This is a genomic window from Sphingomonas populi (assembly GCF_004208535.1).
GTDB classification, from domain to species: Bacteria; Pseudomonadota; Alphaproteobacteria; order Sphingomonadales; family Sphingomonadaceae; genus Sphingomonas; species Sphingomonas populi.
Genome location: NZ_SGIS01000001.1, coordinates 21,083 through 35,067 on the forward strand (window position 1 = coordinate 21,083; position 13,985 = coordinate 35,067).

Below are 13,985 nucleotides of genomic sequence, written 5' to 3' on the forward strand. Positions count from 1 at the left end.
GCTGATTTCGACACGCTGATCGGCGTGCTCTCGAAACTCGCGATAATCGGATGTGCAATCGATTGCAACGGTTCGTTACAATCGATTGCTCGATCATGCCTTAGTGTTGCCGGGAGAGCACATGCGCGATGTACTGGTCATGCGCGGGCATGCTTTCGGCCGCCGTCTGGATCGCGCCGGCGAGCCGCTCGACGAAGACGCGGCTCGCGGCGGCATCCTGCGCGTACCCCAGCAACGGATCGCGGCCTTCAGGCAGGTTGGACTGGCCGAGATGCACCGCTGTCCAGCTCGCCTCCCCGAACAGATCCAGCTCGCGTGGGACATGCCGGCCGGAGCGGCGGAAATGATCGATCTTGAACTGCAGCGTCTCGGGCACCGCCATCGCCGCGCACTCCCGCCACAGCGGCGTGTCACGTCGCTCGGTCAGCTTGTAGTGCAGGATCAGGAAGTCGCGAATCCGCTCGAACTCGGTGGTGGCGATGCGGTTGTATTCGGCGATCAGCGCAGGGTCGAACCCGCGATCCGGGAACAGCGCGATCAGCTTGGCGATGCCGGTCTGGATCAGGTGGATGCTGGTCGATTCGAGCGGTTCCATGAACCCGCTCGACAGGCCGATCGCGACGACATTGCCCGTCCAGAAGCTGCGGCGGCGCCCGGTGGTGAAGCGTAGGAAGCGCGGCTCGGCCAGCGGCTCGCCATCCAGTTTGGCGAGCAAGGTCGCCGCCGCCTCGTCGTCGGACACATCACTGCTGCGATAGACATAGCCGTTGCCGGTGCGATGCTGGAGCGGGATGCGCCAGCGCCAGCCGGCGGCATCGGCGGTGGACCGCGTATAGGGCGCGGGCGGCCCGACCGACGCGCACGGCACCGCAACCGCACGATCGCACGGCAGCCACTGCGTCCACGTCTCATACCCGGCCGCGAGCGCGCCTTCGATCAGCAACCCGCGAAACCCCGAGCAATCGACGAACAGATCGGCGGCCAGCGTGCGCCCGTCGGCGAGCGTCACCGTGCTGAGCAGGCCAGTCTCGCCATCGCGCGCGACATCGACCGCCTTGCCCTCCACCCGCGTGACCCCGCGTTGCTCGGCGTAGCGGCGCAGGAACGCGGCATAGCGGCCGGCATCGAAATGATAGGCATAGTCGAACGTCGAGCCGACATGGCGCGGATCGGTCATCGGCATCGCGAATCGGCCACGCTGGGCGGCGCCCCATGCCATCGCCAGATCATCGAACGCGATCCCGCATCCATCCGCGCGCGCCGCCAGCCAATGCTGATGCACCGCGACCAGATCGAACGGCTTGCCGTGCGTTCCGAACGGATGGAAATAGCGGTGGCCGACGCGGCCCCAATCGACGAGTTCGATGCCGAGCTTGAAGGTGCCGCCGGTTTCGCGAAGAAACTCGGCCTCGTCGATGCCGAGCGTCTGGTTGAACAGCCGGATCGGCGGAATGGTCGCCTCGCCCACGCCGACCGTGCCGATCTCCTCCGATTCGACGAGCGTGATCGCGCAGTGGCGTGGCAGCGCACGCGCGAGCGCCGCCGCCGTCATCCAGCCGGCGGTGCCGCCGCCGACGATCAGGATTGAAGTGATCGGCCCGGCAGGCGCTGTCATCGCCTCGCCCGCTGCGCGAGCGCCAGCGCGCCGAGCAGCCCGGCGCGGTCGCCCAGCCCCGGCGCGACGATCAACCCGTCGCCACCGTCACCGAAATAGCCGGCTGCCAGCACCTCCGCACGCGCACGCACCAGATCGAGCAGCCCCGGCGTCGCCAGCACGCCGCCGCCGAACACGATCCGCTGCGGCGACAGTATCGCGTGTTGCGCGACGACGAGCTGCGCGAGGTAATCGGCGATGATCGTCCGCCCGACATGCCCCTCGGGCAGTTCGGACAGCGACGCACCCCAGCGCGCGATGATCGCCGGCCCGCTCGCCAGCCCCTCCAGACAATCGCCGTGGAACGGGCAAATGCCGGCGAAGTCCCGGTCGTCCGGGTGGCGCCGGGGCAGCATATGCCCCATCTCGGGATGGCGCAGGCCGTGCACCGGGCGCCCCGCCACCAGCGCGCCGCCGCCGATGCCGGTGCCGACCGTGACGTACACCGCCACGTCCGTACCCCGCGCCGCGCCCCACAGATGTTCGGCCAGGATTGCCCCATTGACGTCGGTATCGAAACCGACCGGGCAATCGAACGCCTGCCCGAACGGTCCGGCGATATCGGCATCACGCCAGCCCTCTTTAGGCGTATCGCCGATCCGGCCCCAGCCGGAGGAACGCGGATCGAGATCGACCGGGCCGAAGCTGGCGATACCGAATGCGGCAAACGCACCGAAATCGGCCGCCGCGGTGCGGAAGAAATCAAGCGCCGCGCCGATCGTCTCGTCGGGCCGGGTCGTCGCCACGCGTGCGGTCCGCAACACGGTATCCGGCCCGGTGGCCACGCCCAGCACGAACTTCGTGCCGCCCGCCTCGATACAACCGAGCAGCGGCAGGCCCGCATCATGCGTTTGCGTCGTCATCGATCCACCGCCTCGAACAGGAAAGCCATGCCGACGAAATCGCCTTTCAGCGGCGCACGCAACCCTCGATCCATCCAATAGGCGCCGCTCGCCTGTGCGGGCACGCCGGCTGGAAGCGCGCCGCCACCCAGCACCGACACCGCATAGACGCGTGCCGGGTCGAGTCCGCGCGGGTGCTCGGCCGCCGGATTATCGCGCCACATCGAGGAATGCAGCATCTGGAACATCACGCCCTGGCGCTTGTCGCGCCCGACGTACATCGTCGCAGAGGATGCGTTGTCACGCGTCGGCGGATCGATCCGGTACAGGTCGCCGCGCTGAACGGTCGCACGGATCGTCTTATATGCGGCGATCCACTTCGTCGCAGTGGCGAAATCTTCGGGTTGCCACATATCGAGATTGGCACCGATCCCCAGCCCACCCTGCATCGACGACAGGAAGCGGTAATCGAGCGTGGTCTTGCGCGTGTTCGCCCAGTTCGGACTGTCGGTTACCCACGCCATCATCACGGCGACGGAATAGGCCTGGGTGAAGCCGTCCTGAATCATCAGCCGGTCAGCCGGATCGGTGTTATCGGATGGCCAGACCTCGTCAGTCAGCCCCATCATGCCGAGATCGACGCGACCGCCGCCGCCCGAACAATCCTCGATCTCGAGCTTGGGATGACGCCGCCTCAGCTCGGACAGGATGTAATACAGATTGCGGACATACTCGACATAGACGCGCTGCTGATCCTGCGGCGCCGCCTCTGGCCAGCCTGCTTCGGTCCAGTTGCGGTTATAGTCCCATTTCAGGAAGGCGATGTCATTCTCGCTGACCAACCGGTCGAGCATGCCGAGCAGATGGTCGCGCACATCGGTCCGTGCGAGGTTGAGCACGAGCTGGTTGCGGCCCTCGGTGCGCGGCCGGCCCGTATAGTTGAGCACCCAATCGGGATGCGCGCGGTACAGGTCGCTGTTGGCGTTGACCATCTCGGGCTCGACCCACAGGCCAAAATCCATGCCAAGCGATTTCACCTTGTCGATCAGCGGTGTCAGGCCTTGCGGGAACTTGCGCCGGTTGACCACCCAGTCGCCGAGGCCCGCCTTGTCGCTGTCGCGCGCGCCGAACCAGCCGTCATCGACCACGAACCGCTCGACGCCGATCCGCGCCGCCTTGGTCGCCAGCACCTCCTGCCCCGCCTCGGTCACGTCGAAGGTGGTCGCCTCCCAGCTATTGTACAGCACCGGGCGCGGTTTGGATGCGTCGCCACCCGGCAGGATGTGCGCGGTCTGGAAGCGGTGGAAGGTCCGCGACGCCCCACCCATCCCGCCGTCCGTATAGCCGGCATAGAAGATCGGCGTCGTGAGCGTCTCACCAGGTCGCAGCGACCAGGAGAAATCATAAGGGTTGTAGCCCGCCGCGACACGAATGCGCCCAAGGTTATCCTGGCCGACGCTGATTCGGAACGAGCCCGACCAAGCGAGTGCCCCGTACCATACCGGACCAGCCTCTTCGCTGGTGAGTCCATCCCGGCCGATCGCGAACCAGGGATTGTTGCCATGACCGGTCGAACCACGCCGGCTTTCGATCAGTGTCGGCGCGGGGGTGATCGGCAGATCCTTCTTCTGCCACTCGGCCGCATGTCGCCCGGTTAGGTAGTGAAGCCGATAATCGTCGCCGGTCGGCAGGGTAAACACCGCTGCCGCGACCTGATCGATCCGCACGGCCCGCTTGTCGCCATTGTGGACCGCTGCCGATCGCGCGATCACGCCCGTCACCGGATCGATTGTGTACCGCAGCGTTACGGTGAGCGGCCGGAGGATGTCGGCCAATTCGATGACGAGCGTCTCACCCTCGACATGATGCGCGCGGTATTTGAGCACCAGATCACGGTTACCGTCCGCGAAGACCGTCTTCAAACCTGGATCGCTGACCAACCCCTCGCCCTGACCGGGATATTCTTGTGGCGTCACGGAGCCGGCAGTATCGAAACCGGAAAGCTCCGGTGGCGCCTTGACGAAGACGGGATCACCCGGTCTGGCCGGATCGTTCGATACGATGGGATCGCCTGCGGCCAGCGGCGCACCCCAATATAGCGGCTGAAGATAGCCCTTTTCATCCACGCCCATCGCGTAGGTCACGCCCGCCCCGTCGAGGCGGAAAACGCGCGCGCCCGCCGGAGCGCTCACCTTCGCCTCCGCGCCGGCAGGCACCACTACGATCATACCGAGGACGATCAGCAATCGACCGAAGCGCATACGCTTTCCCATCCTATCCGCGCCGATCTTATATGCGGTCGCACTGCAAACGATTGCATAGCCGTAAGCGAACTTGTGACTGGTAGCAAGACTGCTGCCTTGTGCCGTCGATGCGGGGTTCCAAACCCAAGCGTGTGCAATTACGCACTGGGAAGTCTCTGGCATGCGACTGAAAGAGTCGGGCGCGGTGTTCTCGAAACGTGCGACGAGCCAGCGGGGAGAGAGTTTTGAACATCAGACGTCTGGCCTATCTCGGCTCCCTCGCCGTCGTGCTCGCATCGTTGACCGGCCCGCTCGCCGCTAACGGCCAAGCGCCTCGGAGTGCCGACGTCGGCACCTCCGGCCGCAGCCGGACAAACTTCAATGCCGATTGGCGCTTCAAGCTCGGCGAGAACGACGCGGCGCAGGCGGCAGCGTTTGACGATCGAAGCTGGAGCACGGTCGGTCTGCCGCACAGTTTCAGCGAGCCGTATTTCCGGGCTGCCGCTTTCTACACGGGCGATGGCTGGTATCGGCAAAGCTTCACCTTGCCGCCACTGCCCGCTGGCCAGCGCCTGTCGCTTGAGTTCGAAGGCGCGTTCCAGGACGCGCGCGTCTATGTGAACGGCATCGAGCTCGCGCACCATCGTGGTGGCTATACCGGCTTCCCCGTCGATATTTCCGCAGCGGTTCGGCCCGGGCGCAACGTCGTCGCCGTGCGTGTCAACAACGCGTGGCAGCCGACCCTCGCGCCCCGCGCGGGCGAGCATGTGTTCAGCGGCGGATTGTACCGTGATGTCTGGCTGGTCAGGTCGGACGCGGTGCATGTGCCGTGGACCGGCACGCGCATCACCACGCCTGAACTGTCGGCGGCGTCGGGCAAGGTCGTGGTCGAGACGGAAGTGCGTAACGACGGCGCCGCTGCCGCCACTGTCACCGTGCGGACGCAGGTGGTGGATGCCGGTGGTACGACCGTCGCCAGCTTGCCCGACGCGCACGTCAGCGTCGCACCCGGCGCGACGGTCGTCGCCAGCCAACGCTCGGCGCCGATCGCCCGTCCACGGCTGTGGAGCCCGGAGACGCCGGCGCTCTATCATGCGGCGACCACACTCATCGTCGGCGGTCGCGCCCGCGACCGGTTCGACACGGAATTCGGATTCCGGTGGTTCAAATGGACGGCGGACAAGGGCTTCTTCCTGAACGGTCAACATCGCTACTTTCGCGGCGCCAACGTGCATCAGGATCAGGCCGGCTGGGGCGACGCCGTCACCAACGGCGCGATCGACCGTGACGTTCGCCTCATCAAGGATGCCGGCTTCGACTTCATCCGCGGCTCGCACTACCCGCACGACCCGCACTTCGCCGAAGCGACCGATCGCCAGGGTATGTTATTCCTGCCCGAAGTGCCGTTCTGGGGAACCGCCGGCTTCAAGAACTCGTGGGGCGCCTCCGCCTATCCGACCGATCCGGCCCAGCGCGCGGCGTTCGACGCGAACGTGAAGCAACAATTGACCGAGCTGATCCGCATCAACCGCAACCATCCTTCGATCATCGCCTGGGGCATGGACAATGAGGTCTTCTTCTCGGCGAAGGAGACCATGCCCGACGTCAAGCGGCTGCTGCGCGAGGAGGTCGACCTGACGCACCAGCTTGATGCCACCCGCCCCGCCTCAATCGACGGCGCGCAGCGCGGCGACATCGACAAGCTGGGCGATATCGTCGGCTACAATGGCGATGGCGCGAGCCTGTTCCCCAACCCCGGCATTCCCAACTTCGTCGCGGAGTACGGGGTGACCATGACCGATCGGCCCGGCGCCTACGCACCCGGCTGGGACGACCTGCCCAACACGGTCGGCGCGGACAAGACCCGGGAAGGCTCGTGGCGGCTTCCGTGGCGCTCAGGCGAGGTGATCTGGGCAGGGTTCGACCACGGCTCGATCGCCGGCAAGCGGTTCGGGGGCATGGGCATGATCGACTATTTCCGCCTGCCGAAGCGGCAATATTACTGGTATCGCAACGCCTATGCGCGCGTCGCCCCACCAGTGTGGCCGGTCGCGGGAACGCCGGCGGCGCTGCGGATCACCACCAGTTCGCCAACGATCGCGCGTGCCGATGGCACCGACGATGTGCAGGTGATCGTCAGCGTGGTCGACGCAGCCGGCAAGCGGCTGAGCAACAGTCCGCCGGTCCACCTCGTCATCGAGTCCGGCCCCGGTGAGCTGCCGACCGGCCGGGCGATCGATTTCGCGCCCGATAGCGACATCGTCATCCGTGATGGTGAAGCGGCGATCGCCATGCGGAGCTGGCAAGCCGGGGTCACGCGTCTGCGCGCCACATCGGCTGGGTTGCAGGATGGGACCGCACAGGTACGCACGCTGCAAGGCCCCGCGTTCGTGGCCGGCAAGACACCGCTCGCCGCCGACCGCCCCTACGTTCCGTTCGTACCGGCGGTACGCGAACGGGCCGGCGACGGCGTTTTCGGACTGAACAATCCGACTTTCTCAAGCTCCAACGCGCCCGACCACAGCTCGCGGCTGGCCAATGACGGCAACGCCGCGACCTACTGGGCACCCGCGACGGGGGACGCGACCGGAACGATCACGATCGACATGGAACGTGTGGTCGAAGTCCACCGGCTGACGCTCAGCTTTCCACAGGCGGGCACCTATGGCTTCGTGGCCGAAGTGCAGGACAGCCAGGGCACCTGGCAGAAGCTGGCCGAGCAGATCGAGGGGCAGGACTCGAGCCAGACCCGGACCGTCGAGACCGAAGCCCACGCCGGCCGCAACGTGCGGGTCCGGCTGCGCGCACCGGCCGGCGCGATCGTCGGTCTGGCGGAGCTTCAGATCACCGGCGCCCTGCGAACCGACTGAACGGCTTCGCGACAGCGCCTTATTCACCCCTTACCGGGTCGGATAGTTCGGCGCCTCGCGCGTGATCGTCACGTCATGGACATGGCTCTCGCGCAAGCCAGCGCCGGTGATCTGCACGAAGCGCGCGCGCTTCTGCAAGTCGGCGATCGTCGCCGAGCCGGTATAGCCCATCGCCGCGCGGATGCCGCCGACGAGCTGGTGGATCACGTCCTTGGCCGGTCCCTTGTACGCGACTTGCCCCTCGATCCCCTCGGGCACCAGCTTGAGCTGATCCTTGATGTCACCCTGGAAATAGCGATCGGCCGAACCACGGCCCATCGCCCCGACCGAACCCATGCCGCGATAGCTCTTGTAGGCGCGGCCCTGATACAGGAACGTCTCGCCGGGCGCTTCCTCGGTGCCTGCCAGCAGCGAGCCGATCATCACGCACGATGCGCCACCGGCGAGCGCCTTGGCGATGTCGCCCGAGGTGCGGATGCCGCCGTCGGCGATGACGGGGACGCCGTATTTCTGGCCGATCTCGGCGCAGTCCATAACTGCGGTCAATTGCGGAACACCGACGCCGGCGACGACGCGGGTGGTGCAGATCGAGCCCGGCCCGATGCCGACCTTGATGCCGTCCGCGCCCGCGTCGATCAGCGCGCGCGTGGCCTCGCCGGTCGCGACGTTGCCGGCGATCACCTGCACCGAGTTGGAGAGCTTCTTGACGCGCTCGACCGCGCGCGCGACGTCGCGGTTGTGGCCGTGCGCGGTGTCGATCACGACAAGGTCGAGTTCGGCGTCGATCAGCGCGGCGGTGCGGTCGAACCCCTTGTCGCCGACGGTGGTGGCGGCGGCGACGCGAAGCCGGCCGGTGCCGTCCTTGGTCGCGTTGGGATAGGTGACCGCCTTCTCGATATCCTTGACGGTGATGAGGCCGATGCAGCGATATGCGTCGTCGACCACGATCAGCTTCTCGATGCGGCGCTGGTGGAGCAGGCGGCGCGCCTCTTCCGAAGTGACGCCGGGCGAGACGGTGGCGAGATTGTCGTGCGTCATCAGCTCGGAGACCGGCTGCGCGGGATTCTCGGCGAAGCGCACGTCGCGGTTGGTGAGGATGCCGACGAGCTTGCCGTTCGCCTCGACGACAGGGATGCCGCTGATCTTGTGGCGCTTCATGATCGCCTGCGCCTCGGCGAGCGTGGCGGAGGGGGCGATCGTGATCGGGTTCACCACCATGCCGCTCTCGAACCGCTTGACCGCGCGCACGGCGGCAACCTGATCCTCGACCGTCAGGTTGCGGTGGAGCACGCCGATGCCGCCAAGCTGCGCCATCACGATCGCCATGTCGGCCTCGGTGACGGTGTCCATCGCCGAGGACAGGATCGGAATGTCGAGCGCGATGCCGCGCGTCAATTGCGTTGCGGTGTTGGTCTGGCTGGGGACGATATCGCTTTCGGCCGGGTACAGCAGGACGTCGTCGAAAGTGAGGCCGAGGCGAATGTCCATGAAGTGCCGTGTCCTGCTTTGGGGGGAAGCGAGTCGTGGCGGTCCATGTAAACAACGGCCCCCGCTGGCGCTAGGGGTGCGGGGTGAAGGTTTGTTCACGCGAGGCGATCTGCTAGATCTAACGGCGTACGATCAGGGGATATGACGATGGCGCTTACGCTCGCGGGACTGCTGCTGCTGCTGGTCTTCCTCTATCTGATGATGGGAATGAAGGTCGTCCGCCAAGGCTATCAATATACGATCGAGCGGTTCGGCAAATTCACCGGCACCGCCCAGCCCGGCCTCACCTTCATCGTGCCGGTGTTCGACCGGATTGGCCGCAAGGTCAACATGATGGAGCAGGTTCTCGACATTCCGGGGCAGGAAATCATCACCAAGGACAACGCGATGGTCGCGGTCGACGGGGTGGTGTTTTTCCAAGTGCTCCACGCGGCCAAGGCAGCATATGAGGTGAGTGACCTCTACGTCGCGATCATGCAGCTCGCCACCACCAATCTGCGCACGGTGATGGGATCGATGGACCTCGACGAACTGCTGTCGAAGCGCGACGAGATCAACGCGCGGCTGCTCGCGGTGGTCGATCAGGCGACCGAGGCGTGGGGCGTCAAGATCACACGCGTCGAATTGAAGGACATCCGCCCGCCCGCCGACATCGTCAACGCGATGACGCGCCAGATGAAGGCCGAGCGCGAGAAGCGCGCGACGATCCTCGAATCCGAGGCGGCCCGGCAGAACGGCATCAACCGCGCGGAAGGGCTGAAACAGGCGCAGATCCTTGAAGCGGAAGGCCGTAAGGAAGCCGCGTTCCGCGATGCCGAGGCACGCGAGCGTTCGGCGCAGGCGGAAGCGACCGCGACCAAGCTGGTGTCCGACGCGATCGAAGGCGGCAGCACGCAGGCGATCAACTATTTCATCGCGCAGAAATATGTCGAGGCGATCGGCAAGTTCGCGACATCACCCAACGCCAAAACGATCCTGTTCCCGGTCGAAGCGACGCAGTTGATGGGGACGCTGGGCGGGATCGGCGAACTGGCGAAGTCGGCGCTCGGTGATATGAGCGCCACACCCGCTCCGCCCGCGCCAACGCGCCCGCGTGGGCCGTTCGCGGAACCTGCGCAATGATCGCCGGCTGGAGCGACGCGGCGCTGTGGTTCGCGGGTGCGATCGTGCTGGTGATCGCCGAGATCCTTGCGCCGGGATTTTTCCTGATCTTCCTTGCCGTTGGCGCTGGAATCGCGGGATTGGTGGCAATCGTGCCGGGGGTGCCGGTGCTCGTTCAGGCGCTGGTCTGCGCGGGCGCGACGGCAGCAACGGTGGCGCTTGGATGGCGCTGGTATCGCGGCGCGCGGATGGGGGTGGCGGTCGATCCGTTGCTCAACGACCGCGCCGCGCGATTGATCGGCGAGCGGGTGTCGGTGTGCGAGCCGATCGTCGGCGGTGCGGGCCGCGTCAGGGTCGCCGACGGCAGTTGGCCCGCGCATGGCGCCGATGCGGCGGCCGGGGCGTATGTGCGTGTGGTGGCGGTCCGCGACGGCGCGCTGGTGGTGGAGCCGGTGGCCCCATAGTCCAGCCCCAGCTTGCGCCGGGGTGACGTCAGGGGGTGACGCGCTTCCACTCCTCCCGGCCCACCTCTGCGCGGTGCCGGGGCAAAGCCTCGGGCATTTCGTCGCGGATATAGGCGAGCATCGCTTCGCGCAGGTCGCAGCGCAGGTCGAACGCGGTCGGGGCATCGCGCGCGGTGGCGAGGATGCGGACTTCGATCGCGTCGGGCTTCATGTCGGTGACTTGCAGCACTTGCGCGCGCCCGTCCCAGCGCGGGTTGGCGCTGACGATCTCGGTGTATTTCTCGCGCAGGCGGGCGATGTTGGCGGTCGGATCGAGATAGAAGAATGCCGAGCCGAGCAGTTGCGAGCCGGTCCGCGTCCAGTTCTGGAAGCTGTCCTCAAGGAATTTGGAGACCGGCACGACCAGCCGGCGTTCATCCCAAATCCTCACGACAACATAGGTGAGGCGGATTTCCTCGACCTTGCCCCATTCGCCTTCGATGATGACGACGTCGTCGAGCCGGATCGGCTCGGTGAACGCCATCTGGATGCCGGCGATGACGTTCTTGAGCAGCGGCTGCGCGGCGGCGCCGACCGCGAGCGCGGCGAGGCCGGCGGACGCCATCAGGGTAACGCCGACGCTGCGCACGCTCGGGATGCTGAGCAGCATCAGGCAGATCGTGACGAAGCCGACGCCTAGAAGCGCAATCTGGGTGAGGATCGCGCTGCGCGTGCGGCGGCGGCGGGCGCGGAGATTGTCGGCGACCGATATGTCGGCGAACAGCGAGATCGCCAGGTCGCTCGCGCGGATCATGTTGATCGCCAGCCAGCCGATCAGCGCGGGCACCAGCATGCCCGCCACCCGCGCCCACAGGATCGTGCCGGTCTTGCCGAGATCGAGCGACTCGCGCACCATCGCGAGGCCGAGCGTGATGAGGATGAATTGCAGCGGGCGCTTGGCGTAATTGACGAAGATGTCGTCGGCCGAACCGGGGGTGCGCTCGGCGATGCGGCGCAGCGCGTTCATCACCAGCCAGTGCAGCGCGAGCGCGAGCAACACGGTGATGGCGACCGTCGCGACATTGACGATCGATGCGGGGACGGTCCATCCGGCGATTGCTACGGTCGACATGACCACAGATAACCGCTCACACCGGCAAGCGTTCCTCGCAGGTGCAGCATGGCGGCGCGCGCACCGCCATGCTGGCGCCCGGATTATTTCTTTCCAAACAATCCCGAGGCGAAGCCTTCGAGCTGGCCGAGCACGCCCTGCCCGGCTTCGCCCTGGAGCAGCCCCGCGAATTGGCCGAGCGAGCCTTCGCCGCCGATATGGGTGATGATCTGCTGGAGGATGTCGGTCGGCAGCCCGGTCTGGTCAGCGGCGGTCGTCACCGTGTCGGTGGGGGCGGCGTGCGCCTGTGCGAGCGCGGCGATAGCGGCTTCGGCCTGTTCGGGCGAAATGCCGACCTTGCTGGCGAGGCCGGCGACATCGACATTCTGGGTGACTTGCGAGAGCAGTCCGTCGAGCAATCCCATAGTGAAGTCCTTCATCGATCGTCCCGGGCGGTCGGCCTAACACGGCCCACCGCCCGGACACAATCAACCGGATTACACGCTGGCGGAGGTCTTCGGCGCGGACTGGCGCACGCCTTCGTCGACATGGTCGGCGAACTGCGCGAAGTTCTCGACGAACTGATCGACCAGCTTGGTCGCGGTCGCGTCATACGCATCCTTGTCCGCCCAGGTCTCGCGCGGATCGAGGATCGCCGTATCGACGCCGGCCACCGCCACCGGCACCTTGAAGCCGAAGTTCGGATCGGTGCGGAACGCGGCGTCGTTGAGGCTGCCGTCGAGCGCGGCATTGAGCAGCGCGCGGGTCGCCTTGATCGGCATGCGGCGGCCGACGCCGTATTTGCCGCCGGTCCAGCCGGTGTTGACCAGCCAGCAATCGACCCCGCCCTTGGCGATTCGCTCCTTGAGCAGATTGCCGTAGACCGACGGGTGGCGCGGCATGAACGGCGCGCCGAAGCAGGTCGAGAAGGTCGCCGACGGTTCGGTCACGCCGATCTCGGTGCCGGCGACGCGCGCGGTATAGCCCGAGAGGAAATGGTACATCGCCTGATCGGGGGTGAGCTTGGAGATCGGCGGGAGCACGCCGTACGCGTCTGCGGTGAGGAAGATGATATTCTTCGGCACCGGCCCCATGTTCTCGGCCGAGGCATTGGGGATGAAGTCGATCGGGTACGACCCGCGGCTGTTCTCGGCGAGGGTATTGTCGTTGAAATCGAGCGTGCGGGTGTCGGCGTCCATCACGACGTTTTCGAGGATCGTGCCGAACCGCTTGGTGGTGGCGTAGATCTCCGGCTCGGCCTCGGGCGAGAGGTTGATCATCTTGGCGTAGCAACCGCCCTCGAAGTTGAACACGGCGGTGTCCGACCAGCCATGTTCGTCATCGCCGATCAGCGTGCGGCTGGCGTCGGCCGACAGCGTGGTCTTGCCGGTGCCCGACAGGCCGAAGAACACGGCAGTGTCGCCGTTGGGGCCGATGTTGGCCGAACAATGCATCGGCATCACGCCCATCGGCGGCAGCTTGTAGTTGAGCAGCCCGAACACCGACTTCTTCATTTCGCCGGCATATTTGGTGCCGCCGATCAGGATCAGTTTCTCGGTGAAATTGACCGCGATCACCGTCTCGCTGCGGGTGCCGTGCTTCGCCGGGTCGGCTCGGAAGCTCGGCAGGTCGATGATCGTATATTCAGCGCCGAAGCTCTTGAGTTCGCTCTCTTCGGGGCGGACCAAAAGCGTGCGGATGAAGCTGCTGTGCCACGCCAGTTCGGTGATGACGCGGACGTGGACGCGATATTCGGGCTGCGATCCGCCGAACAGATCCTGCACGAACAGCTCGTCCTTGTCCGCAACGGCGGCGAAGAAATCGGCTTTCAGCGCGGCGAACTGATCGGGGGTCATGCCCTTGTTGGTCTTGCCCCACCAGACCGTGTTCTCGGTCTCGGCATCGCGGACGATGAACTTGTCCTGCGCGGAACGGCCGGTGTGCGCGCCGGTCTCGACGACCAACGCGCCGTCGATCGACAGCCGGCCCTCGCCGCGCGCGACCGCCGCCTCGACGAGCCGCGCGGTCGGCAGATTCCAGTTGAGTTTGGCTTTGGTTTCGATGCCCTGCGCGGCAAGGCCTGCGTCCGGAATACGATCGTTCTTCACTATAGTCTCCCCAGTACGGCCGATCGTATCGATCGTGCGCGTGTCTCATGACCTGATTGGCATATCGCTCGCACCCCCGCCGGTCAAACGCGTCCGATCTGGCGGTGTTGAGCGGTCGCGCGCTT

At 66.1% G+C, this 13,985-nt stretch carries 10 protein-coding genes; 3 read left to right on the forward strand and 7 right to left on the reverse strand.

The window, feature by feature from the left end; all coding sequences use genetic code 11:
* Positions 1-100 precede the first annotated feature (100 nt).
* The 3 genes from EWE75_RS00090 to EWE75_RS00100 are packed head-to-tail and all read right to left on the reverse strand — an operon-like array spanning position 101 to position 4,769.
* Positions 101-1,615 carry a tryptophan halogenase family protein gene (locus EWE75_RS00090; RefSeq protein WP_130154671.1) on the reverse strand — a complete coding sequence of 505 codons (1,515 nt, stop codon included), beginning with the start codon at positions 1,613-1,615 and terminating at the stop codon, positions 101-103.
* On the reverse strand, positions 1,612-2,517 hold the full coding sequence (locus tag EWE75_RS00095) for an ROK family protein (RefSeq protein ID WP_130154672.1): 906 nt from the start codon (positions 2,515-2,517) through the stop codon (positions 1,612-1,614). The genes EWE75_RS00090 and EWE75_RS00095 overlap by 4 nt, the downstream gene beginning before the upstream one ends.
* Entirely contained in the window at positions 2,514-4,769 is a 2,256-nt protein-coding gene (locus tag EWE75_RS00100) for an alpha-galactosidase (RefSeq protein WP_130154673.1), read from the reverse strand. The genes EWE75_RS00095 and EWE75_RS00100 overlap by 4 nt, the downstream gene beginning before the upstream one ends.
* Positions 4,770-4,984: 215 nt before the next feature.
* Here EWE75_RS00100 and EWE75_RS00105 point away from each other — a divergent pair, with 215 nt between their 5' ends.
* The gene (locus EWE75_RS00105; protein ID WP_130154674.1) at positions 4,985-7,609 is read left to right on the forward strand and encodes a glycoside hydrolase family 2 protein; all 2,625 of its coding nucleotides are present in this window, start codon (positions 4,985-4,987) and stop codon (positions 7,607-7,609) included.
* 30 nt (positions 7,610-7,639) lie between these two features.
* Here the strand turns inward: EWE75_RS00105 and guaB are convergent, their stop codons facing one another.
* Entirely contained in the window at positions 7,640-9,097 is a 1,458-nt protein-coding gene (gene guaB, locus EWE75_RS00110; RefSeq protein WP_130154675.1) for an IMP dehydrogenase, read from the reverse strand.
* A 147-nt stretch (positions 9,098-9,244) separates the two neighbouring features.
* Between guaB and EWE75_RS00115 the strand changes: the two genes are divergently transcribed.
* Both EWE75_RS00115 and EWE75_RS00120 read left to right on the forward strand, forming a co-directional pair.
* On the forward strand, positions 9,245-10,219 hold the full coding sequence (locus EWE75_RS00115; RefSeq protein WP_130154887.1) for an SPFH domain-containing protein: 975 nt from the start codon (positions 9,245-9,247) through the stop codon (positions 10,217-10,219).
* Positions 10,216-10,662, forward strand: coding sequence for an NfeD family protein (locus EWE75_RS00120; RefSeq protein WP_130154676.1), 447 nt, complete (start codon positions 10,216-10,218; stop codon positions 10,660-10,662). The genes EWE75_RS00115 and EWE75_RS00120 overlap by 4 nt, the downstream gene beginning before the upstream one ends.
* 28 nt (positions 10,663-10,690) lie before the next feature.
* Here the strand turns inward: EWE75_RS00120 and EWE75_RS00125 are convergent, their stop codons facing one another.
* The 3 genes from EWE75_RS00125 to EWE75_RS00135 form a co-directional block, all read right to left on the reverse strand.
* Entirely contained in the window at positions 10,691-11,773 is a 1,083-nt protein-coding gene (locus tag EWE75_RS00125) for a mechanosensitive ion channel family protein (protein ID WP_130154677.1), read from the reverse strand.
* Positions 11,774-11,856: 83 nt separating this feature from the next.
* Positions 11,857-12,192, reverse strand: a complete 336-nt coding sequence (locus tag EWE75_RS00130; protein WP_345789360.1) for a hypothetical protein — start codon at positions 12,190-12,192, stop codon at positions 11,857-11,859.
* 57 nt (positions 12,193-12,249) lie between these two features.
* The gene (locus EWE75_RS00135) at positions 12,250-13,863 is read right to left on the reverse strand and encodes a phosphoenolpyruvate carboxykinase (RefSeq protein WP_130154678.1); all 1,614 of its coding nucleotides are present in this window, start codon (positions 13,861-13,863) and stop codon (positions 12,250-12,252) included.
* Positions 13,864-13,985: the final 122 nt, after the last annotated feature.